Origin of the sequence: Pseudomonas sp. ML96, from assembly GCF_000761545.1 — a bacterium.
Classification (GTDB): Bacteria; Pseudomonadota; Gammaproteobacteria; order Pseudomonadales; family Pseudomonadaceae; genus Aquipseudomonas.
Map to the genome: position 1 here is coordinate 289,364 of NZ_JPMY01000002.1, position 26,938 is coordinate 316,301.

Genomic DNA, 26,938 nt, shown 5'->3' on the forward strand with positions numbered 1-26,938 from the left:
CCAACGCCGGGCAGCACTAGAGTGAAGACACCATCCACTCGCGGAGGTCGCCATGTTCAATCTTCACCCCATCCACATCATGGCCTGCATGCTCGTATTTGCCGCCACGGCCCGGGCCGAGACCCTGATCCCGCTCAACGGCCAGAGCCAGCAACAGATCCAGAGCGACATGGCCAGCTGCCAGAGCCAGAGCGCCAGTACCTCCAGCGGCACCAACGACAGCCATGTCGGCGGGCGCCTGCGTGGCGCGGCCGTGGGCGCCGCAGCTGGCGCCACCGCCGCGCAAGTGCGGGGTAACCAGCACGATGAGCTCTACGACCGGGTCGATGACGATGTGAAACAGCAATACCGGCAGAACCAGGCCCGCGAGACCGCGGCGGCCGGCGCGGTGGTAGGCGCCTCGCGGCAACGCCGTGAGCGGCGCCAGGACCGCCGCGCCGATCAGGCGGCCCAGGGCACTTCCAGCCAGGCCTACCTGAACTGCATGAGCGCTCGCGGTTACTCGGTCAGCCCCTGATCAGCGCAGCTGGCTGTCCTTGCTGCCGCGGCGGTTGTATCCGCTGAAGGCCTCCTGCTCGCGGTCATGCTGCTCCTGGCAGTTCACGCACAGGCGCACACCGGGCACGGCCTGCCGGCGCGCCTCGGGAATGACGGCGTCGCACTCCTCGCAGCGGCTCAGGCTCTCGCCGCGCGGCAACTGGCTGCGCGCACGGGCGACGGCATCTTCGATGCTGCTGTCGATCTGCTCCTGCACGGCGCTATCGTTGGTCCAGCCACCGGCCATGGGGCACCTCCACGAGATAGGTGTTCACTGCAGATATGCGCCCGGCCCTGAGCGAATGCAAGCGCAGCACCGAACTATGCTTGGGCAAGTCGCGGAGGAAATCTGTCCATGTCTTGCCCTCGCCTGCTGGCGGCACTCGTGCTTGGCTGCTGTTCCCTGGTGACCCGGGCGGAAACCCTGGTCGCCATCGACAATGCCAATCCGCCCTTCATGTACCAGCAGGGCGGGCAGCCCATGGGCCTGTACCCGCTGATCCTGCAGACGGTGTTCGCCCGCCTCGGCGAGCCTCTGGAAATTCATCCGATGCCGTGGAAGCGCGCCCTGCTCAAAGGCGCTACGGGCGAGCTGGGCATCGCCGGCATCTACAAGAACCCCGAGCGTCTGCAGCGCTTCGACTATTCGGCGCCGATCTTCGAGGAGCGCCTGCTGCTCTATGTGCAACGCGAACACCCGCTGCACTTCGAAAGAACCCAGGACCTGTACGGCAAACGCATCGGCGTGATCCGCGGCTGGAGCTATACGGAGGAGTTCGACCAGGCCGTGCGCAGCGGGCAGATAAAGGCCGAGGAAGGCAGCTCGGACGACGCCAACCTGCGCAAGCTGGCGTCCGGTCGCCTGGACGCGGTGATCGCCATCGAACTGGCCGGCCAGCGTCTACTCGGCCAGCCGGGCATGGAGCAGTTGCAGGCGCTGCCCCGGCCACTGAGCATCAATCCGACCTTCCTGGTCTTCGCCAAGCAGGCCGCGCAGCATGAGCTGCTGCAACGCTTCGACCAGACGTTGCGCGACATGCGCCAGGACGGCTCGCTGCAGCGCCTGATCGAGCAGGCGGTCGCTACTCCTTGACGTTCATGTACTCGCGCGCCCAGACGATGTAGTCCTCGGGCTGGGTGTACTTGTGCGTCAGCTCGGTGGCGTTGAGGTCGCTGGCGGCGATGCCACGCTGCTCGCGCAGGCAATCGTAGGTGGCCTTGATCGCGGCAAAGTAGGCGGCGTGGCCGTCGACCACGATGCGCACGCCGAGGCTGGCCAGGCGCGCGTCGTCACGCAGCGACGGGTTGCCGTAGCTGACCAGCATAAGCGGCACGTGCAGATGCTCGGCAATCAGCTCCAGGTGCTCGAAGTCACGCACGCCGACCATGCAGATGCCATCGGCACCGGCCTCCTGGTAGGCCACGGTGCGGCGGATCACTTCCTCGACGTCGAGCACTCCGGCATTGGTGCGGGCGATGATCGCCAGCTCCGGATCGAAGCGCGCTTCCAGCGCCGCACGAATCTTGCCGACGCCTTCGTCGACGCTGATCAGGTCGGTGGACTTGCGGCCGAACTGGGCCGGCAGCAGGGTGTCCTCGATGGTCAGCGCCGCCACGCCGGCACGCTCCAGTTCGACCACGGTGCGCATCACGTTGAGCGCGTTGCCGTAGCCGTGGTCGGCGTCGGCGATGAACGGCAGGCGCGCCACGCGGCCGATGCGAGTGGCCTGCTCGGCGAACTCGCTGAGGGTGATCAGGGCAAAATCCGGCGCGGCCAAAACTTGTAGTGAAGCTACAGAGCCGCCCAGGATGCCCACCTCGAAACCGAGGTCGGCGGCGATGCGCGCGGACATGGGATCGAACACCGAAGCCGTGTGATAGCAGGCGTTCGAGTTGAGCAGTGCACGGAACTGCACGCGAAGATCGTGATGCGAGGCTATTTGCATGGTAGGCGCTACGGCTAATTCTTGGTCTCTTGGGACGACCGATTATGTAGTAAAACTACAAAACCAGCCAGGCATTCGCGCCGCAAAGCTTCGCAGCCGCTCCTTGCGCCCCGCTTTCAGCGCCATCTCTCCTCACGGCAAGACTAGCCCGATCGTCTCGATGCTGGATTCTTCTCATTTTATTTTGTTATGTTATTTCATCTATATAAGGAAATGACATGAAAAACCCGCAATACATCCGAGCAATCGGAATATCTTCGTTGCTGCTGCAAGGCAGCGCCTGGGCCGAAGAACCCCTGCAGCTGGAAAGCCTATCGATCAGCGACAGCCAGCTGGAGAGCGTCACCGGGCCGGTCGAGGGCTACCGTGCCACCCGCTCCAGCACCGCCACGCGCAGCGATGTGGATATCCGCGACACGCCGCAGAGCATCGAAGTGGTACCGACTCAGGTGTTGGAAGACCTCAACACCACGCGCATCGATCGCGCCCTGGACTTCGCCGGCGGCGTATCGCGGCAGAACAACTTCGGCGGCCTGACCTTCCTCAACTACAGCGTGCGCGGCTTCACCACCGGCGAGCTATATCGCAACGGCTTCGCCATCAACCGTGGCAGCTACAGCTCGCCGGACGCCTCGGGCATCGAGCGCATCGAAGTACTGAAAGGCCCCTCGGCCAGCCTCTACGGCCGTGGCGACCCGGGCGGTCTGGTCAACATCGTCAGCAAGCGCCCGCAGGCGGAGGCGTTCAGCAAGCTCAACCTCAGCGCCGGCAGCTGGGACCGCTATCGCACCAGCCTGGACGCCAACACCCCGCTCAACGAAGACGGCACCCTGCTGTCGCGCATCAACCTGGCCGTAGAGGACAACGGCAGCTTCCGCGATTACGTCGGCAACAGCCGCCAGGTGGTCACGCCCTCGCTCAGCTGGCAGCTGGATGAAGACACCCTGCTGATGCTCGATGCCGAGTTCTCGCGCACCGAATCGGTGTTCGATCGCGGCATTCCGGCGGTGAACGGCGAGATGGGGGCGGTGAAGCGCTCCGCCTTCTTTGGCGAGCCGAACGACGGCGAGATCCGCAACGACAACCAGACCCTCGATCTGGCGCTGGAGCGCTACCTCAACGATGACTGGAAGCTGCGCCTGGCCAACCACTACACCCAGGGCACCCTGCGCGGCGACAGCTCGGAGCCGCAGAAACTGGTCGGCGAGACCATCACCCGCTTCTACCGCCAGCGCGACTTCGAGTGGAACGACAACATCACCCAGGCCGAGTTGCATGGCAGCTTCGAGCTCGGCGGCTGGCAGCACCAGAGCCTGATCGGCCTGGAGTACGAGAACTACCGCAACAGCCAGAAGTACCCGCAGAGCGAGACCCTGGCCAGCTACGGCCTGAACATCTACAACCCGGTGTACGGCAAGCCCAAGCCGGCGCTCACCAAACCCAACGACTTCCACGAACACACCGAGAGCTACGCGCTCAACCTGCAGGACCAGATCGCCTTCAGCGAACGCCTGCGCGGCCTGGTCGGCGTGCGCCTGGAGCGCGTCGAGCAGACCTCGCTGAACCGCACCACCCGCGTCAGCAATGAGCAGGAGAAGGACGTCGCCACGCCGCGAGTTGGCCTGCTCTACCAGCTCACCCCGGAAGTCGGCGTGTTCGCCAACGCCGGCACCTCGTTCAAGCCCAACACCATCGGCAGCCAGGGCCAGGTGTACAAGCCGGAGAAGGGCCTGGGCTACGAAAGCGGCCTCAAGCTGGACCTGTTCGACGGCCGCCTGGGCGGCACCATCGCGCTGTTCCACATCGACAAGGAGAACGTCGTCACCACCGACGCCCTGGGCGACAGCGTGGCCGCCGGCAAGGCGCGCAGCCAAGGTCTGGATATGCAGTTCAGCGGCCAGCTCAGCGACGCCGTGCGGCTGATCGGCGCCTACGCCTACATCGATGCCGAGGTGACCAAGGGCGACGCCGCCATTCCCACCGGCAGTGATCTGCTCGGCATTCCGCAGCACAGCGGCAGCCTGCTGGCGGTGTACGAGTTCCAGGGCGGCGCCCTGCACGGCTCGGATATCGGCGCGGCCGTCACCTATGTCGGCGAACGCTCCGGCCAGGCCGGCAGCGACTTCCGCCTGGCGGCCTACGAGACGCTCGACCTGCTCGGCCACTACAAGGTCAGCGAGGACCTGACCCTGGGCGTGAACCTCAACAACGTCTTCGACCGCAAGTACTACGAGCGCGCCTACAACAGCGTTTGGGTGCTGCCCGGCGAGCCCCGCAACCTCAGTTTCAGCCTGAGCCTCAACCTCTGATCACAAGGAAATATCCGATGCGTACCACCCTCCCCCTGCTGCTCGCCGGCCTGTTCGTCTGCGGTCAGGCGGCCGCTCATGGTCTGTGGACCGAACAGCGCCGCGGCAATCATGAAGTGGTCTACGGCCACGGCGCCGAAGACGATGCCTTCAAGGCCGCCAAGATCAGCGCCGCCTGGGCCTATGACGGCAGCGGAAAGATGATCCCGGTCAGCGTGCAACGCCTGGACGACCACGCCCGCCTGCAGCCGTTACGTACGCCGGCGGTGCTGGCCGTGGCTCTGGACAACGGCGCCTGGTCGCAGACGCCAGACAAACAGTGGATCAACCAGGGCCGCAGCCAGGTGCCGAACTCGACCCACTCGCTGCACACCTACAAGTACAGCCTGGCGATCCAGCAAGCTGGCGCCAAACTGCCGGACCTGAGCAAGTTGCGCCTGGCCATCGTGCCGCAGAGTGATCCGCTGGCGGTCGGCCCGGGCAAGCCGCTACGCGTGCGGGTGCTGGTCGATGGCAAGCCGGCCAAGGACGTGAAGCTGATCGGCGACTATCGCGGCATGCCGGACGAAGTCAGCGCCAGTAGCGACGCCGACGGCTACGCCACGCTGACCGTGCGCAACGCCGGCCTCAACGTGATCGCCGCCTCGGTGTACGTGTCGGTAAAAGGCGATGCCGATATCGATGAGCTCGGCTTCTTCAGCTCGCTGACCTTCGTCGGCAGCGAACACAAGGAGTAAGCCTCAGGGCCGCTCGACCGTCGGCAACCAGCGCTCGCGAATGCGGCGCAGGCTGCCGTCCTCGCCCATGCCGTCGAGCGCACGCTGCCAACGGCGCACCTGCGCGGCGTCGGTGTTCGGCGAGAAGGCGATGTAGTAGTCGGAACGCATGAAGGCCAGATGGCTCTGCACCTCGTCCGGGGTGAGGCCACCGCTGGCCAGTTCCTCGCGCAGGGTCAGGTCCTCGGTGGCGATCAGCTTGACCCGCCCGTGCTTGAGCATGGTCACCATGTGCTTGGCGCTGGGCACGCCGTAGAGATTGGTGAAGCCCATGCGCTCGAGCGTCTCGTAGGTGTACCACTGCTTGGGCAGCGCCAGGGTGCCGGCATGCGCGGCCTGTTCCAGGCTGTCAATCTGCAGCTGGCTCGACTTCAACGAATAGAAGCGCGTGGAACCACGCAGGATCGGGCCGACCCACTGGAACGAAGGCTCGCGGTCGACCGTGCGCACCACCGAGAACAGCGCGACATCGCTCTCGGTCTTGGCCAGGTGGTAGGCGCGGGTCCAGGGCAGCAGCTCGATGGTCGCGGCGCTGTCGGTGCGCCGGATCAGCTCACGCACCACTTCCACTGCGTAGCCGTCGGGCTTGCCGTCATGCAGGAAGCTGGTCGGCGGCGCCTCCTCGGTGAGCAGGCGCAGCTCGCCTGCCGCCCAACTCGGCAGCAGGCCCAGCACCAACCAGAGAAACCACCGCAAACGCATTCGACTACTCCACCCCGCCCGTGAGCCTAGCTCATGCTGACGGCGGAATCAGCCTCCCGGTGACACTTGGCCGCAGGTCAGTTGCCACGCAAGGCTCGAAATAGACGCCCGCATTGCTGGTTGAACGCCGCCCGGCGAGGCGCGCACCTGCCGAACCGACCTGCGGCATGCACGAAACGCTTTGCTCGCATAGAATGCGCGGCCGTTTTTCCGGAGCACAGCATGAATCCCTCCCGTCCCGCCAATGCCCTGGGCATCGACTTTGGCACCTCCAACTCCACCGTCGGCTGGTGGCGGCCGGGCATGGAACCGCTGCTGGAGCTGGAAGACGGCAAGATCACCCTGCCCTCGGTGATCTTCTTCAACACCGAGGAACGCCGCCCGGTCTATGGCCGCCAGGCGCTCGCCGAATACCTGGATGGCTACGAAGGCCGCCTGATGCGCGCGCTGAAGAGCCTGCTCGGCTCCAAGCTGCTGAAGAGCGAGACCACCGTGCTGGGCAGCGCCCTGCCGTTCCGTGACCTGCTCGGCTTCTTTATCGGCGAACTGAAACGCCGTGCCGAGGCCCAGGCCGGCCGTGAATTCGAACAGGTGGTGCTGGGCCGCCCGGTGTACTTCGTCGACGAAGACCCGCAGGCCGATGCCGAGGCAGCCAACACCCTGCTGGCGGTGGCGCACAAGCTCGGCTTCAAGGATGTGTCGTTCCAGTTCGAACCGATCGCCGCGGCCTTCGACTACGAGCGCAGCATCGAGCGCGAGGAACTGGTGCTGATCGTCGACATCGGCGGCGGTACCTCGGACTTCTCCCTGGTGCGCCTGGCACCCGAGCGTCGCGAGCTGAACGAGCGCCAGGACGACATCCTGGCCACCGGCGGTGTGCACATCGGCGGTACCGACTTCGACAAGCAGCTCAGCCTGGACGGCGTCATGCCACTGTTCGGCTATGGCAGCCGGATGAAGAGCGATGCGCTGATGCCCACCAGCCACCACCTCAACCTGGCCACCTGGCACACCATCAACGCGGCATACGCGCAGAAGGCCCAGCTGGCGCTGAAGAACATGCGCTACGACATCGTCGACCCGACCGGCATCGACCGTCTGCTGCGCCTCACCGAACAGCGTGCCGGCCACTGGCTGGCCATGCAGGTGGAAGAAGCCAAGATCAGCCTGACCGAGCGCGACGAGCACCTGATCGATCTGGCGCGCATCGAAAGCGGCCTCAGCGCCATGCTCGATCGCCCACTGTTCGACCAGGCCATCGACGGCCTGCTGCAGCGCATCCGCGCCAGCGTCGATGAGTTGCTGGCGCGTGCCGGCGTCGCCCACGCGGCAGTCGACACCATCTTCTTCACCGGCGGTTCCAGCAGCGTGCCGGCCCTGCGCCAGAGCGTCGCCGCTTTGCTGCCGAATGCCCGCGCCACCGAGGGCAACAGCTTCGGCAGCATCGGTAGCGGTCTGGCCATCGAAGCCGCGCGTCGTTACGGCTAGACCACTGGTGATGGCGGTCGCTGCACGGCGACCGGCAAAGCGCTAAGGTGAGCACTCATTCTCTGGAGATCGCCATGCGCACCTGCCTGCTACTGCTCAGCCTGTTCACCCTCGCCGCCTGTGACGGTGGTGTGGCCACCGCCACCAGCGCCAAGCTGCAGGCCGATCAGGCGCAACAGGCGCAGAAGCAGATGGAGCAGCTCAAGCAGCAGATCGAACAGGTCAACGCGCAGAGCCAGCAACGCCTGCAGCAGCTGGAACCACAAGGCCAGCAGTGAAACGAAAAAGGCCGGGCAAATGCCCGGCCTTTTCTTTGTCTGCCTGAATCAGGCCGCGCGTCTGAGCAGGAATATCCCGGCCACGGCGCAGATGGTCGCCGGCACCACCACCGCCAGCAGCGGCGAGAAGCCGAACACCAGGCTGGACGGACCGAGCAGGTCCTGGGCGATGCGGAACACGAAGCCCACCAGCACGCCGGTGAACACGCGCTGGCCGAGGGTCACCGAACGCAGCGGGCCGAAGATGAAGGAGATTGCCATCAATACCAGCGCGGCGGTCACCAGCGGCTGCAGCACTTTGGTCCAGAACGCCAGCCAGTAGCTGCCGTTGCTCAGACCCTGTTCGGCCAAGTAATGGATGTAGCGCCACAGGCCGGTCACCGACAGCGCATCCGGCGCCAGCACCACGGTGCCGAGCAGCTGCGGATTGAGCTCGATGTCCCAACGCTCGCTGTCGGCCTGCTGTACCTCGGTGTTCTTGTCGTGGAAGCGCGTGGTCTTCACGTCCTCCAGCAGCCAGTGGTCGCCCTGGTACTGGGCACGGCGGGCGAAGCTGGCGGACTCCAGCTTGCGCTGGTCGTCGAACTGGTAGCGGGTCACGCCAACCAGGCGGCCGTTGGGCTGCACGGCGTTGATGTGCACGTACTCCTGCCCCTGGCGGTGCCACAGACCATGCTTGGAGCTCTGCGCCTCGCCGCCACCCTGGGCCAGCGAGCGGTAGGCCTGGGCCTGGTTCTCGCTCCACGGCGCCAGGTACTCACCGACCAGCACGCCAACCAGCATCAGCACCAGCATGGGCTTCATCACCGCCCAAACGATGCGCCCGACCGATACGCCGGCGGCGCGCATGATGGTCAGCTCGCTGTTGCTGGCCAGGCTGCCGAGGCCGATCAGGCAACCGATCAGCGCCGCCATCGGCAGCATCTCGTAGGCCCGCCGCGGCAGGGTCAGCAGCACGTAGACCAGCGCCTCGACAGTGCCGTAGCCCTCGCTGAGGTCGCCCAGCTCGTCGATAAAGGCGAACAGCAGCGCCAGGCCGACGATGATGCCGAGCACCGAGAGGATGGCGAAGAACACACTGGTGCCGATGTAGCGATCGAGCTTACGCATGGGCCATCTCCTTGGCGGCGCGACGGCTGGCCCGCTTGAGCATCATCGGTTGCCAGAGGAACAGGGCGGCGCCGATCAGCAGGAACAGCACGTGCACCCACCACAGGCCCAGTTCCATGGGAATCTTGCCCTTGTCCAGCTGGCCGCGGGCGGCGATCAGCAGGGCCAGGTAGGCCATGTACAGGAGGATCGCCGGCAGCAGCTTGAGGAAGCGGCCCTGGCGCGGATTGACCTTGGACAGTGGCACCGCCAATAGGGTGACGATGAACACCAGCAGCGGAATCGACAGGCGCCACTGCAGCTCGGCCTGGTAGCGCGGATTGTCGCTGCCGAACAGCTCGCGGGTCGGGATCGCCTCGCGCTCGCCGATCTCGCCGCTGACGCTGGGCTTGGGCAGCAGCACGCCGTGGGTCTGGTATTGGGTGGCACGGTAATCGGCCTGGCCCGGGTTGCCGTCGTAGCGGTAACCGTTTTCCAGGATCAGATAGCGGCTGCCATCGGCCTGGATTTCCTGGCGGCCCTTCTCGGCGACCAGCACGGTGATGCCGCTCTCCTTCGGCTTCTCGCCATTGGCCGGAGCGGTCATGCGCTTCTCGGTGATGAACACGCCGCTGAGCTGGCCGCGATCCTCGGACAGGCCCTCGGTGTAGGTGACCCGCGAGCCGTCCTTCATCGCCTGGAAGCGCCCGGGCACCAGGGTATCGAACTCGGTCAGGGCGTCCTGCTGGTTGAAGATGCGCGCCACCTCGCTGACGCCCTGGGGCGCCAGGCCCAGGCTCAGCCAGGCGACCATCAGGGCGACAACGGTGGCCGGCGCCATGCTGTAGGCCAGCAGGCGGCGGTTGCTCATGCCGGTGGCTGAGAGCACGGTCATCTCGCTGTCCAGATACAGGCGACCGTAGGCCAGCAGGATGCCGAGGAACAGGCCCAACGGCAGGATCAGCTGGAGGAAGCCGGGCATGCGATAGCCCATAATCAGGAACAGCACGCCCGGGTCCAGCACGCCTTGCGCAGCCTGGGCCAGGTACTTGATGAAGCGCCCGCTCATGATGATCACCAGCAGCACGGCACTCACCGCACCGAGGGTCATCAGCACTTCGCGGGACAGATAACGGAAGACGATCAAACCGGACGCTCCAGGGTTGTCAGGCGCAGGCAGGCACGCTCACACTAGCCGCACTCGGTAGCACGGCCCGCCATGGCGGACCTCGAAAAAATGACCGGCATTATCCGTCAAACCCGCTTCTTTGTCTTGGGGACAGCACATGGAATTCCTCGTCAAAAGCACCCGCCCGGAAACCCTGAAGACCGCGACCCTGGTGGTCGCGCTCGGTGAAGGCCGCAAGCTCGGCGTTGCGGCCAAGGCCGTGGACGACGCCAGCGGCGGCGCCATTAGCACCCTGCTCAAGCGCGGCGACATCGCCGGCAAGCAGGGCCAGACCCTGCTGCTGCACAGCCTGCCAGGCCTCAAGGCCGAGCGCGTATTGCTGGTCGGTAGCGGCAAAGGCGAGCTGTCTGACCGCCAGTTCCGCAAATTGGTTGCAGCCGCCCATGGCGTGCTGAAGAACCTCGGCGGCGGCGATGCCGTGCTGGCCCTCGGCGAGCTCAAGGTCAAGGGCCGCGACGCCTACGCCAAGACCCGCTTGCTGGTGGAGACCCTGGCCGACGGCGGCTACGTGTTCGACCAGTTCAAGAGCAAGAAGGCCGAACCCAAGGCGCTGAAGAAGATCACCCTGATCGCCGACAAGGCCGAGCAGGCCGAAGTCGAGCGCGGCAGCCTGCACGCCCAGGCCATCGCCACCGGCATGGCCTTCACCAAGGATCTCGGCAACCTGCCGCCGAACCTGTGCCACCCGAGCTACCTGGCCGAAGAGGCCAAGGCCCTGGCCAAGGCACACAAGAACCTCAAGGTCGACATCCTCGACGAGAAGAAGCTCAAGGAGCTGGGCGCCGGCGCCTTCCTCGCCGTGGCCCAGGGCAGCGAGCAGCCGCCGCGGATGATCGTGCTCAACTACCAGGGCGGCAAGAAGGACGAGCAGCCCTTCGCCCTGGTCGGCAAGGGCATCACCTTCGACACCGGCGGCATCAGCATCAAGCCGGCCGCCGGCATGGACGAGATGAAGTACGACATGTGCGGCGCCGCCAGCGTGCTCGGCACCCTGCGCGCCGTACTGGAGCTGCAGCTGCCGATCAACCTGGTGTGCCTGCTGGCCTGCGCCGAAAACATGCCGAGTGGCCGCGCTACCCGACCGGGTGACATCGTCACCACCATGAGCGGGCAGACCGTGGAGATCCTCAACACCGACGCCGAAGGCCGTCTGGTGCTGTGCGACACGCTCACCTACGCCGAGCGCTTCAAGCCGCAGGCGGTGATCGACATCGCCACCCTCACCGGCGCCTGCATCGTCGCCCTGGGCAGCAATGCCTCCGGCCTGATGGGCAATAACGACACCCTGGTGAAGCAGATTCTCAAGGCCGGCGAGCATGCCGACGACCGCGCCTGGCAGCTGCCGCTGTTCGACGAGTACCAGGAGCAGCTGGACAGCCCGTTCGCCGACATCGCCAACATCGGCGGGCCTAAGGCCGGCACCATCACTGCCGGCTGCTTCCTGTCGCGCTTCGCCAAGAGCTACCACTGGGCGCACCTGGATATCGCCGGCACCGCCTGGATCAGCGGCGGCAAGGACAAGGGTGCCACTGGCCGCCCGGTACCGCTGCTGACCCAGTACCTGCTGGACCGGGTCAAGTGAGAGTCGAGTTCTACGTACTCTCCTCCGCCACACCGGAAGGCCGCCTGCGCGCGGCCTGCCAGTTGGCCGGCAAGGCCTGGAAGGCCGGACTTCCGGTATTCCTGCGCGGCGCTGACCAGGCACAGTGCGAGGCGCTGGACCAGTTGTTGTGGAGCGCCCGCCCGGAATCCTTCATCCCCCACGACCTGCATGAGACGGACCCGCAGGCCCCGGTGGTGATCGGCCTCGACCAGGAACCGGCGCAGGCTGGCGGCGTGCTGCTCAACCTGCATCCGCAGCTGTCGCCGCACCTGGCCCGCTTCAACCGGGTGATCGAGATCGTCAACCAGGAACCGGCCCTGCTCGCCCAGTGCCGCGAGAGCTTCCGCCAGTACCGCCAGCTCGGGCATGACCCGCAGCGCGTGGAACTCTGAACATCAGCGCGGTCGAAATGCCACGCCCTTAGGCGTAGAATTCGCCGCCCCGTCCACCTCGTCAGTCCGCAATGCCCATGGATAGCTCCAAACCACCCAAGTCCGATCTCCTCCTGGACGATCTGGAAGCCATCCGCCAGCTGCTGGAAAAAGATCAGCTGGAGCCGCCGCTGCTGACCGAAACACTGGACGACGACCTGCAAATCCCGCTGCTCTCGGACATCATCGAGCACGGCGCCGCAACACCCGCCGCAAGCAGCCCGGCAACGCCCGCACAGCCCGCTCCGACGCCAGCAGCCCCCGCAGTCACCAGCGTGCCGCTGTCCTACCCGGTACAACCAGCTGTCGCCCCCGCGCCTGCTGCAGCACCGGCACCAGCGCCTCAGCCCAGGCCGGCCGCGCCCAGCGCGCCGAGCATCAGCAGCGCCGTGCAGCACAGCCTGGCCGCCAGCCAGAGCAAGCTGGACGCCGAACTGCGTGCCGCCGCCCAGCTGATCCTGCAGGACGTGATCGACGACTTCGTGCCGCAGATCGAAGCCGAGCTCAAACGCCGCCTCGACGCCCGCCTGGACCGCCTGCTCAAGCCGAAAGCCTGATCCGCACGCCAGCCGGCGGCCAGTGGCCCATGGCGGGTGCCAGCCGTTATACTTGCCGGCTTTCCCGATCAGTTGCCAATACGGTCCCGCCGCACCCATGGACAAGACCTACCAGCCCCACGCCATCGAAACCGCCCTGTACGAGAACTGGGAGGCGAACAACTACTTCGCCCCGCAAGGTTCCGGCGAGCCCTACACCATCATGATCCCGCCGCCGAACGTCACCGGCAGCCTGCACATGGGCCATGGCTTCAACAACTCGATCATGGACTGCCTGATCCGCTTCCGCCGCATGCAGGGCCGCAACACCCTGTGGCAGCCGGGCACCGACCACGCGGGCATCGCCACGCAGATGGTGGTCGAGCGCCAGCTGGCTGCCGACGGCATCGGCCGCCACGACCTGGGCCGCGAGAAGTTCCTGGAGAAGGTCTGGGAGTGGAAGGAACAGTCCGGTGGCACCATCACCCGGCAGATCCGCCGCCTGGGCTCCTCGGTGGACTGGTCGCGCGAGCGCTTCACCATGGACGAAGGCCTGTCCGAAGCGGTTAAAGAAGCCTTCGTACGCCTGCACCAGGATGGCCTGATCTACCGCGGCAAGCGCCTGGTCAACTGGGACACCAAGTTCCACACCGCCATTTCCGACCTCGAAGTGGAGAACCACGACGAGAAAGGCCACCTGTGGAACCTGCGTTATCCGCTGGCCGACGGCAACAAGACCGCCGACGGCAAGGATTACCTGATCGTCGCCACTACCCGCCCGGAAACCATGCTCGGCGACAGCGCCGTGGCCGTGCACCCGGAAGACGAGCGCTATAAAGCCCTGATCGGCACCTTCGTCGAGCTGCCGCTGGTTGGCCGCCGTATCCCGATCATCGCCGACGACTACTGCGACCCCGAGTTCGGCACCGGCTGCGTGAAGATCACCCCGGCCCACGACTTCAACGACTATGAAGTCGGCAAGCGCCACAACCTGCCGCTGCTCAACATCTTCGACAAGAACGCCGCCGTGCTGGCCAAGGCCCAGGTGTTCAACATCGACGGCAGCGTCAACACCGAGCTCGACGGCAGCCTGCCAGCCGAATTCGCCGGCCTCGACCGCTTCGTCGCACGCAAGCAGATCGTTGCCGCCTTCGAGGCCGCCGGCCTGCTGCAGAGCATCGACGACCACGCCCTGAAAGTGCCGAAGGGCGACCGCTCCGGCACCGTCATCGAGCCGTGGCTGACCGACCAGTGGTACGTCTCCACCAAGCCGCTGGCCGAGAAAGCCATCGCCGTGGTCGAGAGCGGCGAGATCCAGTTCGTGCCCAAGCAGTACGAGAACATGTACTTCAGCTGGATGCGCGACATCCAGGACTGGTGCATCAGCCGTCAGCTCTGGTGGGGCCACCGCATCCCGGCCTGGTATGACGACGCCGGCAACGTCTACGTCGGCCGTGACGAGGCAGAAGTACGCGCCAAGCACAACCTCGGCGACGCCAACCTGCGCCAGGACGAAGACGTGCTGGACACCTGGTTCAGCTCCGGCCTGTGGACTTTCTCCACCCTCGGCTGGCCGCAGCAGACCGACTTCCTCAAGACCTTCCACCCCACCGACGTGCTGGTCACCGGTTTCGACATCATCTTCTTCTGGGTCGCCCGGATGATCATGCTGTCCACCCACCTGACCGGGCAGATCCCGTTCAAGACCGTGTACGTGCACGGTCTGGTGCGCGACGGCCAGGGCCAGAAGATGTCCAAGTCCAAGGGCAACGTCCTCGACCCACTGGATATTGTCGACGGCATCGAACTGGACGCCCTGCTGGAAAAACGCACCAGCGGCATGATGCAGCCCAAACTGGCCGAGAAGATCGCCAAGCAGACCCGCGCCGAGTTCCCCGAAGGCATCGCCGCCTACGGCACCGACGCCCTGCGCTTCACCAACCTGGCGCTGGCCTCCACCGGTCGTGACATCAAGTTCGACATGGGCCGCGTCGAGGGTTACCGCAACTTCTGCAACAAGCTGTGGAACGCCGCCAACTTCGTTATCGAGAACACCGATAACCAGGACACCGGCGTGAATGGCGAAGCGGTCGACCTGTCGCCGGTGGATCGCTGGATCATCTCCGCCCTGCAGCGCTGCGAGCAGGACGTGACCCGCCACCTCGACGCCTTCCGCTTCGACATGGCCGCGCAAGCGCTGTACGAGTTCATCTGGGACGAGTACTGCGCCTGGTACCTGGAACTGGTCAAGCCGGTGCTGTGGGACGAAAACGCGCCAGCAGAGCGCCAACGCGGCACCCGCCGCACCCTGGTGCGCGTGCTGGAAGTGATCCTGCGCCTGGCCCACCCGTTCATGCCCTTCATCACCGAAGAAATCTGGCAGCGCATCAAGGGCCAGGCTGGCATCAGCGGCGAAACCATCATGCTGCAGGCCTGGCCAGTGGCCAACGAAAGCCGCATCGACGCTGCCGCCGAAGGCGACATCGAGTGGGTCAAGCAGCTGATGCTCGGCGTCCGCCAGATCCGTGGTGAGATGAAGATCTCCATGGCCAAGCGCATCGACATCATCGTGCAGAACGCCAATGCCGAAGACCTGCGCCGCCTGGCCGACTTCGAGCCGCTGCTGAACAAGCTGGCCAAGCTGGAATCGGTCCGCGTGCTGGCCGCCGGTGAAGAAGCGCCGATGTCCGCCACCGCCCTGGTCGGTGAGATGCAGGTGCTGGTACCGATGGCCGGCCTGATCGACAAGGACGCCGAACTGGCGCGCCTGGACAAGGAAATCCAGCGCCTGCAAGGCGAAGTCCAGCGCGTCGGCGGCAAGCTGAGCAACGAAGGCTTCGTCGCCAAGGCGCCGGCCGAAGTGCTCGACAAGGAGCGCGCCAAGCTGGCCGAGGCCGAACAGGCGCTGGCCAAACTGGTCGAGCAGCGCGAGAAGATCGCCAACCTGTGATAAGAAAAAGGCCCGCTCATGCGGGCCTTTTTCTTTGCTGGCCAAGGACAGCCGATGATCGAATTGCGCTTCGAGTCGACCCTACCGACCACCCCGGACACCGCCTGGCGCTGGGTCACCGAGGTGCGTGGCCTGCGCCAGGAGATGCGCCCCTGGCTGTGGATGAGCGTGCCGCGACATATCCACAACCTGCAGGACGTGACTGTGGAACCGGGCCGGCCGCTGTTCACCAGCTGGCTGTGGCTGTTCGGCGTACTGCCACTCGGCACCTCGCGCCTGACACTGATCTCGCTCACGCCCACCCAGGGCTTCGTTGAACAGTCGCCGATGACCGGCATGCGCCTGTGGCGCCACGCGCGCAGCCTGGAGCCGGTCGCGGGCGGCGTTAGGCTGGTCGATCAACTGACGGTCGACCCACTGCTGCCGGCGCCACTGGTGCGTCTGTTCCTGCGCCTGCTGTTCAATAGCCGCCACCGCACCCTGCGCCGCCGTGCGCACAGCTGAGGAGTCTTCCATGGAAGTCAGCAAGACCAAGACCAGTTTCTACCGCCGCCTCTACGTGGCCTGGCTGATCGACAGCGGCACTGCCGCCAGCGTGCCGGCACTCATGGAAGCCACCGGCATGCCCCGCCGCACCGCCCAGGACACCCTGGCCGCACTCGGCGAACTGGATATCCTCTGCGACTTCGTGCAGCACGACGGTGAGCGCAACAACGCCGGCCACTATGTGATCCGCGAGTGGGGCCCGATCGACCGCGCCTGGGTCGCCGGCCATCTGGCGCAGATCAAGGCGCTGCTAGGCTATCCCTGAAACAATTGCCCGGAGCTGCTAAGGGGGAGGCGGCATGAATCCGCAATTGCTCTGGGTCCTGGGGCTGTTGGCCGGCGCGGTATTGCTGTTCGCGCTCAACAAGCCGCGCATGGACGCCGTCGCCCTGCTCGCCCTGGTCGCCCTGCCGCTGACCGGCGTGCTCGACATCCGGCAAACGCTGGACGGTTTCAGCGACCCCAACCTGGTGCTGATCGCCGCGCTGTTCGTCATCGGCGAGGGCCTGGTACGCACCGGCATCGCCTATCGCCTGGGTGACTGGCTGGCGGCCCGCGCCGGCAACAGCGAGACGCGCCTGATCGTGCTGCTGATGCTGGCGGTAGCCGGGCTCGGCTCGGTGATGAGCTCCACCGGCGTGGTCGCCATCTTCATCCCGGTGGTGCTCAGCGTGGCCGCGCGCCTGCACCTGTCACCGACCCGGCTGATGATGCCGCTGGCCTTCGCCGGCCTGATCAGCGGCATGCTCACCCTGGTGGCCACGCCGCCCAACCTGGTGGTCCACGCCGAACTGCGCCGCCACGGCCTGGAAGGCTTCGGCTTCTTCGCCCCGACCCTGATCGGCCTGCCCATCCTCGCCCTGGGCATCGGCTACATGCTGCTGGCCCGCCGCTGGCTGCTGCGCGACGACGCCCGCGACGACAGCCGCCCGGCGCGCCCAACCCTGGCCGAACTGGCTCGCGATTACCGCCTGAGCGAGCGCGAGCGACGTCTGCGCGTACGTGCCGACTCGCCCCTGGTCGGCCAGGTGCTCGACGAGCTGACGCTACGCCAGGAACACGGCATCAACGTGATCGCGGTGGAGCGCGAGCGGCAGTTCCGCACTCTGCTGCTGATGGCTACCGGTAGCACCCAGCTGCACGCCGGCGACTTCCTACTGGTCGACCTGGCCAGCCCGGCCATCGGCCTGCTCGGCACCTACCAGGCACTCGGCCTGGAACCCGCACCACTGCCCGCCTCCTACTATGGTCGCCACTCGCACCAGTTGGGCCTGGCCGAGGTGATACTGCCGCCGGAGTCGCAACTGGCGGGCAAGACGGTGCAGGAGATCGCCCTGCGCAGCCGCCATCGCCTCAACCTGGTCGGCCTGCGCCGCCAGGGCAAGGCGGTGGAAGGCGTGCTGGTGGACGAGAAGCTGCGCGCCGCCGACAGCCTGCTGGTAGCCGGTGAGTGGAAGTACATCCATCGATTGCAGCAGCAGACGCGCAATTTCGTCGTGCTCGGCCTGCCGGTGGAGGTGGACGAGGTGGCGCCGGCGATCAGCAAGGCGCCCTACGCCCTGCTCAGCCTGGCCGTGATGATCGGCCTGATGGTCAGCGGCGCGGTGCCCAACGTGCTGGCCGCGCTGATCGGCTGCCTGCTGATGGGCGCCTTCCGCTGCATCGACCTGGACAGCGCCTACCGCGCCATCCACTGGCCGACGCTGATCCTCATCGCCGGCATGCTGCCCTTCGCCCAGGCCCTGCAGCAGACTGGCGGCGTCGACCTGGCGGTGCGCGGCCTGGTCGGCCTGCTCGGCGGTGCCGGGCCCTACGCCATCCTCGCCTGCCTGTTCAGCCTTACCGCGGTGATCGGCCTGTTCGTCTCCAACACCGCCACCGCCGTGCTCATGGCGCCAGTAGCCATCGCCACCGCGCAGAGCCTGAGCATGGCGCCTCAGCCATTCGCCATGATCGTCGCCCTGGCGGCGTCGGCGGCCTTCATGACGCCGGTGTCCTCGCCGGTCAACACCCTGGTGATGACGCCAGGACGCTACCGCTTCGGCGACTTCGTGCGCATCGGCGTGCCCTTCACCGTGCTGGTGATGCTGGTCAGCGTACTGCTGGTGCCCTGGTTCTTCCCGCTCGCCTCGCAATAACTTGTACAAGAAATAGGACTTGTACAACTACGCCTCAGCGTATTTACTTGTACAAGACATCAATCTTGTACAAGTAAATGGCGGGAGGTGCACATGGCGGATCGTCTCAGGCTCGGCATCAGCTCCTGCCTGCTGGGCGAGCGGGTGCGCTTCAACGGCGGACACAAGCGCTCCTCGCTGTGCACCGAGGTACTCGCCGAGCACTTCGAGCTGGTGCCGCTGTGCCCAGAAATGGCCATCGGCCTGGGCAGCCCGCGGCCGTCGCTGCGCCTGGTCGGCAACGTGCAGGCACCACGCGCGCTGATGCCGCAGGAGCAGCAGCGCGACCTCAGCGACGCCCTGCGCGGTCAGGCCAGCCAGGTGGCGAGCGACCTCTGCGGCTATGTGCTGATGCAGAAGTCGCCCTCCTGCGGCCTGCACCGGGTCAAGCTGTATGACGACAACGGTCATCTCAGCGGCCAGGGCGGTCGCGGCCTGTTCGCCGCCGCTCTGCACACGCGCTTCCCCGACCTGCCCCTGGAGGAAGAAGGCCGCCTGCACGACCCGGTGCTGCGCGAGAACTTCCTCAACCGCGTGTTCGTCTACGGCCGCTGGCAGCGCCTGCTGGCCAGCGGCCTGACCCGCCAGGGGCTGCTCGACTTCCACGCCCGCCACAAGTACCTGCTGATGGCCACCCATCCGCAGCAGCAGAAGCTGCTCGGCCGCCTGCTCGGCGACCTCAGCCGCCAGGACCTGACCGAGCTCGGCCCGCGCTATTTCAGCCAGCTGATGCTGGCTCTCGCCCGCCACGCCAGCCGTGGCAACCACTGCAACGTGCTGCTGCACCTGAGCGGCTACCTGCGCCAGCGCATCGGCGATGCCGAGCGCGCCGAGTTGCAGCAACTGATCGAACAGTACCGCGCCGGGGTCATTCCGCTGATCGTGCCGCTGACCCTGCTGCGCCACCACTTCAACCGTCATCCGGATGCCTATGTGGCGCGCCAGGACTACCTGCGCCCCTACCCGGATGCACTCAGCCTGAGGAATGCGATTTGAGCGACACCCCACTCGACTACCAGAGCGCCCTGGCCCTGGGCTACCTGCCCATCCGCGAGGTGGCGCGCAGCACCGGGGTCAACCCGGTGACCCTGCGCGCCTGGGAGCGCCGCTACGGCCTGGTGGTCCCGCACCGCACCGCCAAGGGCCACCGCCTGTATGCCCCGGAGCAGATCGAGCGCATCCAGCAGGTGCTGACCTGGCTCAACCGCGGCGTGGCAGTCGGCCAGGTGCGCGAGCTGCTGGAGCAGAACGTGGCGCCGGAAACGGTGGTCAGCGGCGTGTGGGACGAGCTGCGCCAGGCCATGCTGCACAGCGTGGCACGCCAGGCCGAGCGCAGCCTGGACGAGGCCTTCAATCGCGCCCAGGCGCTCTACCCGCCGAGCGTGCTGTGCGCGCAACTGCTGCTGCCGCTGCTGGCAGAACTGGACCGACGCTGGCGCGAGCTGCCGTTCGGCGCGCGCCTGGAGCAGGTGTTCTTCCACTCCTGGCTGCGCAGCAAGCTCGGCGCCCGCCTGTACCACGACAACCGCCAGCAGGCCGGTGCGCCGCTGCTGCTGGTCAGCCAGTCGGAGCTGGAGCTGGAGCCCGGCCTGTGGCTGTGCGCCTGGCTATTCAACAGCGCCGGCTGCCAGGTACAGGTGCTGGACTGGGCGGTGCCGCTCAACGAGCTGGTGCAGGCGGTGGACCACATCGCCCCGCGCGCCCTGTTGCTGTATTCCAGCCAGGCCCTGGTGGCGCCGCTGCGCCATCAGCTGGCGCGCCTGCTCGACGCCTGCGCCGTTCCGCTGCTGCTGGCCGGCCCGGCCGCCAGCATCCACGCCGAGGAGCTGAGCCAGGTGCAGGGCCTGCACCTGGCCGCCGACCCACTGCTGGCCGAACAGCACCTGCGCGAGCTGGGCTTGCTGGAGGATGCGTCATGCGCCAGCTGATCTGGCTGCGCAGCGACCTGCGCTGCGCCGACAACAGCGCCCTGCATACGGCCATGGCCGCCGGCCCGACCCTCGCCGTGTACCTGCTCAGCCCCGAGCAGTGGCGCGAGCACGACGATGCGCCATGCAAGGTCGACTTCTGGCTGCGCAACCTGGCCGAGCTACAGCAGCAACTAGCCCACCTCAACGTGCCGCTGCTGATCCGCAGCGCGCCGCGCTGGCGCGATGCACCCAAGGTGCTGCTCGAGCTGTGCCACCAGCAGCAGATCGGCGCCGTGCACTACAACGACGAATACGGCCTCAACGAGCAAGCACGCGACCGCGCCGTGAGCCAGGCCCTGGCCGATGCGGACATCGCCTGCCACGGCCATCTCGACCAGCTGCTGTTCCGCCCCGGCAGCCTGCTGACCAAGTCCGGCGGCTACTTCCAGGTATTCAGCCAGTTCCGCAAGCTCTGCTACCAGCGCCTGCACAGCACCCTGCCGCCGATGCTCGGCATGCCCGCCGCGCAGGCGCCGCTGCCGGTATCGAGCGATCCGCTGCCGAGTGCCGTACCCGGTTTCGCCACGCCGCCGCAGAGCCTGCGCGAGCTGTGGCCGGCTGGCGAGGACGCTGCCAGCCAGCGCCTGGCCGACTTCGTCGACGAGCGTATGGGCTGGTACCAGCAGCGCCGCGACCTGCCGGGCGTGGACGGCACCAGCAGCCTCTCGGCCTATCTCGCCGCCGGCGTGCTGTCGCCACGCCAGTGCCTGCACGCCGCGCTGCGCAACAACTACGGCGAGTTCGAGAGCGGCAACCCCGGCGCCGTCACCTGGATCAACGAACTGCTCTGGCGCGAGTTCTACAAGCACATCCTGGTCGGCTACCCGCGCGTCTCGCGCCATCGCGCCTTCCGCCTGGACACCGAGGCCCTGCCCTGGCGCCAGGCCCAGGACGAGCTGGCCGCCTGGCAGCAGGGCCGCACCGGCATCCCGCTGGTCGACGCGGCCATGCGCCAGCTGCTGGCCACCGGCTGGATGCACAACCGCCTGCGCATGGTGGTGGCGATGTTCCTGACCAAGAACCTGCTGATCGACTGGCGCGAGGGCGAACGCTGGTTCATGCGCCACCTGATCGACGGCGACCTGGCCGCCAACAACGGCGGCTGGCAATGGAGCGCCTCCACCGGCACCGACGCGGCGCCCTACTTCCGCATCTTCAACCCGATCAGCCAGTCGCAGAAGTTCGATGCGGACGGCCGCTTCATCCGCACCTGGCTGCCAGAGCTGGCGCACCTGGACGACCGCGATATCCACAACCCGGCAGCGCTTGGCGGGCTGTTCGCGGCAGCGGACTACCCACCGCCGATGGTCGACCTGTCAGCCTCGCGCGAGCGCGCCCTGCAGGCGTTCAAGAACCTGCCCAAGCGGGAGATCGAGCATGTCTGACTTCCTGCGCCGCTTCGCCGCCGACTTCGCCACACTCGATGCCAACAACCTGCACCGGCTCGGCGCGCTGTACGCCGAGGACATCCGTTTCCGCGACCCGCTGCACGAGATCCACGGCCTGCCGGCGCTGCACGACTACTTCGCCGAGCTGTACGCCAACGTGCGCGAGGTGCAGTTCGATATCCATGGCCATGACCAGGTCGGCGACGGCGAGGGCTACCTGCGCTGGACCATGAGCTACCGCCACCCGCGCCTGCGCGGCGGCGCGCTGATCCGCGTCGACGGCTGCTCGCACCTGCTGTGGCGGGACAAGGTCTACCAGCATCGCGACTACTTCGACGCCGGCGCCCTGCTCTACGAACACCTGCCACTGATGGGCGGGGTGATCACCTGGCTCAAGCGGAGGCTGGCGTGAGCCGGCGCATCTGGCTGACCGGCGCCAGCAGCGGCATCGGCGCCGCGCTGGCCGAGGTGCTGCTGCGCCAGGGCCACCGCCTGGCCGTCAGCGCACGCAATGCGGCCGCCCTGCAGGCACTGGCCACACGTTTTCCCGAACAGGTGCTGCTGGCCCCCGGCGACCTCACCGACGCCGCGCAGGTACGCGCGATCGGCGCGCGCATCGCCGAGCAGTGGGGCGCGCTGGATCAGGCCATCCTCAATGCCGGTACCTGTGAATATGTCGAGGTCGAGCACTTCCAGGCGGCCATGGTCGAGCGGGTGATGCGCAGCAACCTGCTGTCCGCCGCCTATTGCGTCGAAGTCGCCCTGCCGCTGCTACGCGCCGGGCGCCAGCCGCACCTGGTGGCGGTGTGCAGCGCGGTGACCCTGTGGCCGCTGCCGCGCGCCGAGGCCTACGGCGCGTCCAAGGCGGCGATGCGCTACCTGTTCGAGTCGCTGCGTGTCGACCTGGCCAGCGCCGGTATTGCCGTCACCCTGGTCAGCCCCGGCTTCGTCGATACCCCGCTGACGCAGAAGAATGATTTCCCCATGCCGTTGCGCTGGCCGGTGGACAAGGCCGCCCGGCATATCGCCGCCAGGCTGCCCGCGCGGCCCCATGAGATCGCCTTCCCGATGCCCTTCATTGCCGCCCTGCGCCTGCTCGGCCTGCTGCCCAAAGGCCTGCAGCTGGCGCTGGGCAAACGCCTCGCCCGCGCGGAGCCACGTCCATGAAAATCGCCATCGTCGGCAGCGGTATTTCCGGCCTGACCTGCGCCCACCTGCTGCACCCGCGCCACGAGCTGACAGTGTTCGAGGCCGGCAGCTGGGTCGGCGGCCATACCCACACGGTGGATGTCGAGGTGGATGGCGAACGCCACGCCATAGACACCGGTTTCATCGTCTTCAACGACTGGACCTACCCCAACTTCATCCGCCTGCTGCAGCGCCTCGGCGTGGCCTCGCGCGCCACCGAGATGAGCTTCTCGGTGTGCGACCCGGCGAGCGGCCTGGAGTACAACGGCAACAACCTCAACAGCCTGTTCGCCCAGCGCCGCAACCTGCTGTCGCCGGCCTTCCTCGGCATGCTGCGCGACATCCTGCGCTTCAACCGCGAGGCGCAGTTCGATCTCGCCGAGCAACGCATCAGCAGCGAGCTGACCCTCGGCACCTACCTGCAGCGCTGCGGCTACGGCCGGCGCTTCGTCGAGCACTACATCGTGCCGATGGGCGCGGCGATCTGGTCGATGGCGCCAGAGCAGATGCTCGACTTCCCGCTGCAGTTCTTCCTGCGCTTCTTCAAGAACCACGGCCTGCTCTCGGTCAACGACCGCCCGCAGTGGCGTGTGGTCGCCGGTGGCTCGCGCAGCTATGTGGCGCCGCTGACCGCCGGCTTCGCCGAGCGCATCCGCCTGAACTGCCCGGTGTACAAGGTCGAGCGCGATGCCGAGGGCGTCAGTCTGTACAGCAGCGCCGGCCAGGAGCGTTTCGACAAGGTCATCTTCGCCTGCCACAGCGACCAGGCCCTGGCGCAGCTGGCCCGCCCCAGCCTGGTCGAGCGGGCGATCCTCGGCGACCTGCGCTACGCCGAGAACGAGGTGGTGCTGCACACCGACACGCGCCTGTTGCCCACACGCCGCCTGGCCTGGGCCAGCTGGAACTACCGCCTGGGCGGCCCGGCCGAACAGCCGGCGTCCGTCACCTACAACATGAACATCCTGCAGGGCATCCGCAGCGCCAGCACCTTCTGCGTCAGCCTCAACCAGAGCGAGACCATCGATCCGGCCCGCGTGCTCGGCCGCTACCGTTACGCCCACCCGCAGTACAGCCTCGCCGGCCTGGCCGCCCAGGCACGCTGGGCCGAACTGCACGGCCAGCAGCACAGCTACTTCTGCGGCGCCTATTGGGCCAACGGCTTCCATGAGGACGGCGTGGTCAGCGCGCTGCGCGTGGCCGAAGCCTTCGGGGAGCGCCTGTGAACAGCGCGCTTTACCAGGGCTGGGTGCAGCATCGCCGCCTGCTGCCGCGTGGGCATGCCTTCCGCTACCGCATCGGCCTGCTCTACCTGGACCTGGCCGAGCAGGACGCCGTGCTCGATCTGTCGCCGCTCTGCGGGCGCTCGCGCTGGGCGCCGCTGGCGTTTCGCGAGAGCGACTTCCTGCCGCAATTCACCGGCCACGGCATGCGCCTGATCGACGCCGTGCGCCAGTGCGTCGGCGAAGCCCTGGGCCAAGCGCCGCAGGGGCGCATCTGCCTGCTGTGCCAGCCGCGCAGCTGGGGCCTGGCGTTCAACCCGGCGAGCTTCTTCTACTGCTTCGACGAGCAGGAGCGGCTGGCGGCGATCCTCTGCGAGGTGAGCAACACGCCCTGGCGCGAGCGCTACCGCTACGTGCTGCCGACCCACGCCGAGGGCGAGTCGCGCCAGCGCGTGGCCAAGAGCTTCCACGTCTCGCCGTTTCTGCCGCGCGAACTGGAATACCACATGCGCTACAGCCCGCCGGATGAGCGCCTGCACCTGCATATCGAGAACTGGCAGGGCACGGACAAGCTGTTCGACGCCAGCCTCGGCCTGCGCCGCGTCGAGCTGAGCACCAGCAGCCTGCTGCGCCACCTGCTGGCCTTTCCCTGGATGACCGCCAGCACCCTGCTCGGCATCCACTGGCAGGCCCTGCGCCTGCTGCTCAAACGCCTGCCGATCTTCGACCATCGCCCCGCCGACGGCGCACAACGCAGCGGCCAACTGGAGCCCCGCCATGAAGAGTCCTGATCTGAGTTCGACCAAGACCGACGTACGCGCCAGCAACGGCCTGGGCGCCGGGCTGCTGCGCGGCCTGGTGCTGCGCCAGCTGGCCGGCCTGCGCCATGGCCGGCTGACACTGCTGGAAAACGGCGAGCGCCTGGAGTTCGGCGAACCGGGCGCCACGCCGCATGGCGAGATCGAGGTACTCGATGCGGCGGTGTGGTCGCTGGTGGCCAGCAACGGTTCGATCGGCTCCGGCGAGGCCTACGTGCACGGCTACTGGCGCAGTCCCGACCTGACTGCGGTGATCCGCGTGTTCGTCGCCAATCTCGACACTCTTGATGCCATGGAGCGTGGCTTCGCCCAGCTCTTCGGCCGCCCGCTGATGCAGGTGCTGCACTGGCTAAACCGCAACACGCGCAGCGGCTCGCGGCGCAATATCGCCGCCCACTATGACCTGGGTAACGCGCTGTTCGAGCGCCTGCTCGACCCGACCATGATGTATTCGGCGGCCATGTTCGAGAGCGCCGACAGCAGCCTGGAGCAGGCCCAGCTGCACAAGCTCGAACGCATCTGCCAGAAGCTCGAACTCAAGCCCAGCGACCACCTGCTGGAGATCGGCACCGGCTGGGGCAGCATGGCGCTGTACGCCGCCACCCATTACGGCTGCCGGGTGACCACCACGACCCTGTCGCAGCAGCAGTACGACTACGCCAGCCGGCGCATCGCCGAGCAGGGCCTGCAGGACCGCATCACCCTGCTGCTGCAGGACTACCGCGACCTCGACGGGCGCTACGACAAGCTGGTGTCGATCGAGATGATCGAGGCCGTCGGCCACCGTTTCCTGCCCCAGTACTTCCGCCAGTGCGCCGCGCTGCTCAAGGACGACGGGCTGATGCTGCTGCAGGCCATCACCATTCGCGATCAACGCTACGCGCAGGCGTGCCGCTCGGTGGACTTCATCCAGCGCTACATCTTCCCCGGCGGCGCTCTGCCCTCGGTGCAGAAGATGCTCCAGGTGGTCACCGCCGAGACCGACTTCAACCTGCACCACATGGAGGACTTCGGCCTGCACTACGCACGCACCCTGCGCCTGTGGCACGACAACCTGCGCGGTGCCCGTCACGAGCTGGAGCAGCTGGGCTACGACGACGACTTCTACCGCCTGTGGGAGTTCTACCTGTGCTACTGCGAGGGCGGCTTCCTCGAACGCGGCATCGGCACGGCGCAGCTGCTGCTGGCCAAGGCCGCCGCACGCCCGGCGCCGCTGCTCGGGCGCCTGCGCGCCTGAACGGCCGCCTGCTGCTCAACGCCGGGCTGTTCCAGCTCGGCTGGTGGGCCTGCGTGCTGAGCCCCGAGCATCCCTGGCTGCTGGCGTTCGCCCTGCTGATCCTGGCCGCTCACCTGTGCTGGCTGGCGCGCCCCGGCGAGTGGCGCGGCGTGCTGCTGGTCACCCTGTGCGGTAGCACGCTGGATGCCCTGCTCGGCGCCAGCGGCCTGTTCGACTTCAGCCTGCCGCCGCCCTGGCTGATCCTGCTCTGGGCCCTGCTGGCCTGTACCCTGCGCCATAGCCTGGCCTGGAGTGCTCGCCCGATCTGGCGCGCCGCCCTGCTCGGCGCCCTGGCCGCGCCACCGGCCTATATCGCCGGCGCCACATTGGCCGGCGTCGGCCTGCCTCTGGGCATGCCCTTCAGCTGGTTGCTGCTCGCCACGCTGTGGGCCGGCGTGCTGCCCCTGTGTCAGCGCCTGATGGCCAACTGAACCTCGTTCAGCTGCGGTTCAGCCAGGGTTCAGGAGGCGTTCAGCGCCCGCTGCTTAGTCTGTGTCCATCGAGACTTCCGCTGAGGAACA

General features: G+C 67.0%; 27 protein-coding genes. 22 read left to right on the plus strand and 5 right to left on the minus strand.

The annotated features are described in order from the left end of the window. Positions 1-52: 52 nt before the first annotated feature. Positions 53-517, plus strand: coding sequence for a YMGG-like glycine zipper-containing protein (locus IP89_RS01545; RefSeq protein ID WP_052080908.1), 465 nt, complete (start codon positions 53-55; stop codon positions 515-517). On the opposite strand, the gene IP89_RS01550 is transcribed toward IP89_RS01545, so the two are convergent. Then, positions 518-784, minus strand: a complete 267-nt coding sequence (locus IP89_RS01550; protein WP_043307131.1) for a DksA/TraR family C4-type zinc finger protein — start codon at positions 782-784, stop codon at positions 518-520. Between the two features lie 108 nt (positions 785-892). Here IP89_RS01550 and IP89_RS01555 point away from each other — a divergent pair, with 108 nt between their 5' ends. After that, entirely contained in the window at positions 893-1,630 is a 738-nt protein-coding gene (locus tag IP89_RS01555) for an ABC transporter substrate-binding protein (RefSeq protein ID WP_043307132.1), read from the plus strand. Here the strand turns inward: IP89_RS01555 and IP89_RS01560 are convergent. Next, on the minus strand, positions 1,620-2,483 hold the full coding sequence (locus tag IP89_RS01560) for an oxaloacetate decarboxylase (RefSeq protein ID WP_043307134.1): 864 nt from the start codon (positions 2,481-2,483) through the stop codon (positions 1,620-1,622). The genes IP89_RS01555 and IP89_RS01560 overlap by 11 nt on opposite strands. 218 nt (positions 2,484-2,701) lie before the next feature. On the opposite strand from IP89_RS01560, the gene IP89_RS01565 reads away from it, so the two are divergent. Both IP89_RS01565 and IP89_RS01570 read left to right on the plus strand, forming a co-directional pair. Then, positions 2,702-4,792, plus strand: coding sequence for a TonB-dependent siderophore receptor (locus IP89_RS01565; protein WP_081963130.1), 2,091 nt, complete (start codon positions 2,702-2,704; stop codon positions 4,790-4,792). Positions 4,793-4,809: 17 nt separating this feature from the next. Next, positions 4,810-5,529 (plus strand): DUF4198 domain-containing protein, encoded by a 720-nt coding sequence (locus tag IP89_RS01570; RefSeq protein ID WP_043307135.1) that lies wholly within the window; start codon positions 4,810-4,812, stop codon positions 5,527-5,529. Between the two features lie 3 nt (positions 5,530-5,532). Here the strand turns inward: IP89_RS01570 and IP89_RS01575 are convergent, their stop codons facing one another. Beyond that, complete coding sequence (locus tag IP89_RS01575) at positions 5,533-6,270, minus strand: ABC transporter substrate-binding protein (RefSeq protein ID WP_043307136.1); 738 nt, start codon at positions 6,268-6,270, stop codon at positions 5,533-5,535. Between the two features lie 222 nt (positions 6,271-6,492). Between IP89_RS01575 and IP89_RS01580 the strand changes: the two genes are divergently transcribed. Further along, on the plus strand, positions 6,493-7,758 hold the full coding sequence (locus IP89_RS01580; RefSeq protein WP_043307137.1) for an Hsp70 family protein: 1,266 nt from the start codon (positions 6,493-6,495) through the stop codon (positions 7,756-7,758). Positions 7,759-7,805: 47 nt separating this feature from the next. Further along, positions 7,806-8,036 carry a hypothetical protein gene (locus IP89_RS01585; RefSeq protein ID WP_256203087.1) on the plus strand — a complete coding sequence of 77 codons (231 nt, stop codon included), beginning with the start codon at positions 7,806-7,808 and terminating at the stop codon, positions 8,034-8,036. A gap of 48 nt (positions 8,037-8,084) precedes the next feature. On the opposite strand, the gene lptG is transcribed toward IP89_RS01585, so the two are convergent. Continuing rightward, positions 8,085-9,146, minus strand: coding sequence for an LPS export ABC transporter permease LptG (gene lptG, locus IP89_RS01590; protein WP_043307138.1), 1,062 nt, complete (start codon positions 9,144-9,146; stop codon positions 8,085-8,087). Further along, positions 9,139-10,272: an LPS export ABC transporter permease LptF gene (gene lptF, locus IP89_RS01595; RefSeq protein WP_043307139.1), complete on the minus strand. Its 1,134-nt coding sequence runs from the start codon at positions 10,270-10,272 to the stop codon at positions 9,139-9,141. The genes lptG and lptF overlap by 8 nt, the downstream gene beginning before the upstream one ends. A gap of 139 nt (positions 10,273-10,411) precedes the next feature. Here lptF and IP89_RS01600 point away from each other — a divergent pair, with 139 nt between their 5' ends. The 16 genes from IP89_RS01600 (at position 10,412) to IP89_RS01675 (ending at position 26,848) form a co-directional block, all read left to right on the plus strand. Continuing rightward, entirely contained in the window at positions 10,412-11,896 is a 1,485-nt protein-coding gene (locus tag IP89_RS01600; RefSeq protein ID WP_043307140.1) for a leucyl aminopeptidase, read from the plus strand. Then, positions 11,893-12,309 (plus strand): DNA polymerase III subunit chi, encoded by a 417-nt coding sequence (locus IP89_RS01605; protein ID WP_043307142.1) that lies wholly within the window; start codon positions 11,893-11,895, stop codon positions 12,307-12,309. Before IP89_RS01600 ends, IP89_RS01605 begins: the two co-directional genes overlap by 4 nt. Positions 12,310-12,386: 77 nt before the next feature. Further along, positions 12,387-12,905: a hypothetical protein gene (locus IP89_RS01610; RefSeq protein WP_043307143.1), complete on the plus strand. Its 519-nt coding sequence runs from the start codon at positions 12,387-12,389 to the stop codon at positions 12,903-12,905. Positions 12,906-13,002: 97 nt separating this feature from the next. Continuing rightward, on the plus strand, positions 13,003-15,834 hold the full coding sequence (locus tag IP89_RS01615) for a valine--tRNA ligase (RefSeq protein ID WP_043307144.1): 2,832 nt from the start codon (positions 13,003-13,005) through the stop codon (positions 15,832-15,834). Between the two features lie 54 nt (positions 15,835-15,888). Next, complete coding sequence (locus IP89_RS01620) at positions 15,889-16,338, plus strand: hypothetical protein (protein WP_043307145.1); 450 nt, start codon at positions 15,889-15,891, stop codon at positions 16,336-16,338. A gap of 10 nt (positions 16,339-16,348) precedes the next feature. After that, on the plus strand, positions 16,349-16,645 hold the full coding sequence (locus IP89_RS01625) for a helix-turn-helix domain-containing protein (protein WP_043307146.1): 297 nt from the start codon (positions 16,349-16,351) through the stop codon (positions 16,643-16,645). A 34-nt stretch (positions 16,646-16,679) separates the two neighbouring features. Next, positions 16,680-18,518 (plus strand): SLC13 family permease, encoded by a 1,839-nt coding sequence (locus IP89_RS01630; protein WP_043307147.1) that lies wholly within the window; start codon positions 16,680-16,682, stop codon positions 18,516-18,518. Between the two features lie 93 nt (positions 18,519-18,611). Next, the gene (locus IP89_RS01635) at positions 18,612-19,553 is read left to right on the plus strand and encodes a DUF523 and DUF1722 domain-containing protein (protein ID WP_043307148.1); all 942 of its coding nucleotides are present in this window, start codon (positions 18,612-18,614) and stop codon (positions 19,551-19,553) included. Continuing rightward, entirely contained in the window at positions 19,550-20,485 is a 936-nt protein-coding gene (locus IP89_RS01640; protein WP_043307149.1) for a MerR family transcriptional regulator, read from the plus strand. The genes IP89_RS01635 and IP89_RS01640 overlap by 4 nt, the downstream gene beginning before the upstream one ends. Beyond that, the gene (gene phrB / locus IP89_RS01645; protein WP_043307150.1) at positions 20,473-21,912 is read left to right on the plus strand and encodes a deoxyribodipyrimidine photo-lyase; all 1,440 of its coding nucleotides are present in this window, start codon (positions 20,473-20,475) and stop codon (positions 21,910-21,912) included. Before IP89_RS01640 ends, phrB begins: the two co-directional genes overlap by 13 nt. Next, entirely contained in the window at positions 21,905-22,327 is a 423-nt protein-coding gene (locus IP89_RS01650; RefSeq protein ID WP_043307151.1) for a nuclear transport factor 2 family protein, read from the plus strand. Before phrB ends, IP89_RS01650 begins: the two co-directional genes overlap by 8 nt. Continuing rightward, complete coding sequence (locus IP89_RS01655; protein WP_043307152.1) at positions 22,324-23,082, plus strand: SDR family oxidoreductase; 759 nt, start codon at positions 22,324-22,326, stop codon at positions 23,080-23,082. Before IP89_RS01650 ends, IP89_RS01655 begins: the two co-directional genes overlap by 4 nt. Next, positions 23,079-24,326 carry an NAD(P)/FAD-dependent oxidoreductase gene (locus IP89_RS01660; RefSeq protein ID WP_043307153.1) on the plus strand — a complete coding sequence of 416 codons (1,248 nt, stop codon included), beginning with the start codon at positions 23,079-23,081 and terminating at the stop codon, positions 24,324-24,326. The genes IP89_RS01655 and IP89_RS01660 overlap by 4 nt, the downstream gene beginning before the upstream one ends. Then, positions 24,323-25,114, plus strand: coding sequence for a DUF1365 domain-containing protein (locus IP89_RS01665; RefSeq protein ID WP_043307154.1), 792 nt, complete (start codon positions 24,323-24,325; stop codon positions 25,112-25,114). Before IP89_RS01660 ends, IP89_RS01665 begins: the two co-directional genes overlap by 4 nt. Beyond that, entirely contained in the window at positions 25,101-26,378 is a 1,278-nt protein-coding gene (locus IP89_RS01670; RefSeq protein ID WP_043307155.1) for a cyclopropane-fatty-acyl-phospholipid synthase family protein, read from the plus strand. The genes IP89_RS01665 and IP89_RS01670 overlap by 14 nt, the downstream gene beginning before the upstream one ends. Next, positions 26,375-26,848 (plus strand): DUF2878 domain-containing protein, encoded by a 474-nt coding sequence (locus tag IP89_RS01675; RefSeq protein WP_043307231.1) that lies wholly within the window; start codon positions 26,375-26,377, stop codon positions 26,846-26,848. The genes IP89_RS01670 and IP89_RS01675 overlap by 4 nt, the downstream gene beginning before the upstream one ends. Positions 26,849-26,938: the final 90 nt, after the last annotated feature.

Excerpts from the sequence above, each read along its gene's own strand:
- IP89_RS01545 (WP_052080908.1), top strand. The coding sequence starts at position 53 with ATGTTCAATCTTCACCCCATCCACATCATGGCCTGCATGCTCGTATTT.
- IP89_RS01550 (WP_043307131.1), bottom strand. The coding sequence starts at position 784 with ATGGCCGGTGGCTGGACCAACGATAGCGCCGTGCAGGAGCAGATCGAC.
- IP89_RS01555 (WP_043307132.1), top strand. The coding sequence starts at position 893 with ATGTCTTGCCCTCGCCTGCTGGCGGCACTCGTGCTTGGCTGCTGTTCC.
- IP89_RS01560 (WP_043307134.1), bottom strand. The coding sequence starts at position 2,483 with ATGCAAATAGCCTCGCATCACGATCTTCGCGTGCAGTTCCGTGCACTG.
- IP89_RS01565 (WP_081963130.1), top strand. The coding sequence starts at position 2,702 with ATGAAAAACCCGCAATACATCCGAGCAATCGGAATATCTTCGTTGCTG.
- IP89_RS01570 (WP_043307135.1), top strand. The coding sequence starts at position 4,810 with ATGCGTACCACCCTCCCCCTGCTGCTCGCCGGCCTGTTCGTCTGCGGT.
- IP89_RS01575 (WP_043307136.1), bottom strand. The coding sequence starts at position 6,270 with ATGCGTTTGCGGTGGTTTCTCTGGTTGGTGCTGGGCCTGCTGCCGAGT.
- IP89_RS01580 (WP_043307137.1), top strand. The coding sequence starts at position 6,493 with ATGAATCCCTCCCGTCCCGCCAATGCCCTGGGCATCGACTTTGGCACC.
- lptG (WP_043307138.1), bottom strand. The coding sequence starts at position 9,146 with ATGCGTAAGCTCGATCGCTACATCGGCACCAGTGTGTTCTTCGCCATC.
- IP89_RS01600 (WP_043307140.1), top strand. The coding sequence starts at position 10,412 with ATGGAATTCCTCGTCAAAAGCACCCGCCCGGAAACCCTGAAGACCGCG.
- IP89_RS01610 (WP_043307143.1), top strand. The coding sequence starts at position 12,387 with ATGGATAGCTCCAAACCACCCAAGTCCGATCTCCTCCTGGACGATCTG.
- IP89_RS01615 (WP_043307144.1), top strand. The coding sequence starts at position 13,003 with ATGGACAAGACCTACCAGCCCCACGCCATCGAAACCGCCCTGTACGAG.
- IP89_RS01620 (WP_043307145.1), top strand. The coding sequence starts at position 15,889 with ATGATCGAATTGCGCTTCGAGTCGACCCTACCGACCACCCCGGACACC.
- IP89_RS01625 (WP_043307146.1), top strand. The coding sequence starts at position 16,349 with ATGGAAGTCAGCAAGACCAAGACCAGTTTCTACCGCCGCCTCTACGTG.
- IP89_RS01630 (WP_043307147.1), top strand. The coding sequence starts at position 16,680 with ATGAATCCGCAATTGCTCTGGGTCCTGGGGCTGTTGGCCGGCGCGGTA.
- IP89_RS01635 (WP_043307148.1), top strand. The coding sequence starts at position 18,612 with ATGGCGGATCGTCTCAGGCTCGGCATCAGCTCCTGCCTGCTGGGCGAG.
- phrB (WP_043307150.1), top strand. The coding sequence starts at position 20,473 with ATGCGCCAGCTGATCTGGCTGCGCAGCGACCTGCGCTGCGCCGACAAC.
- IP89_RS01650 (WP_043307151.1), top strand. The coding sequence starts at position 21,905 with ATGTCTGACTTCCTGCGCCGCTTCGCCGCCGACTTCGCCACACTCGAT.
- IP89_RS01660 (WP_043307153.1), top strand. The coding sequence starts at position 23,079 with ATGAAAATCGCCATCGTCGGCAGCGGTATTTCCGGCCTGACCTGCGCC.
- IP89_RS01670 (WP_043307155.1), top strand. The coding sequence starts at position 25,101 with ATGAAGAGTCCTGATCTGAGTTCGACCAAGACCGACGTACGCGCCAGC.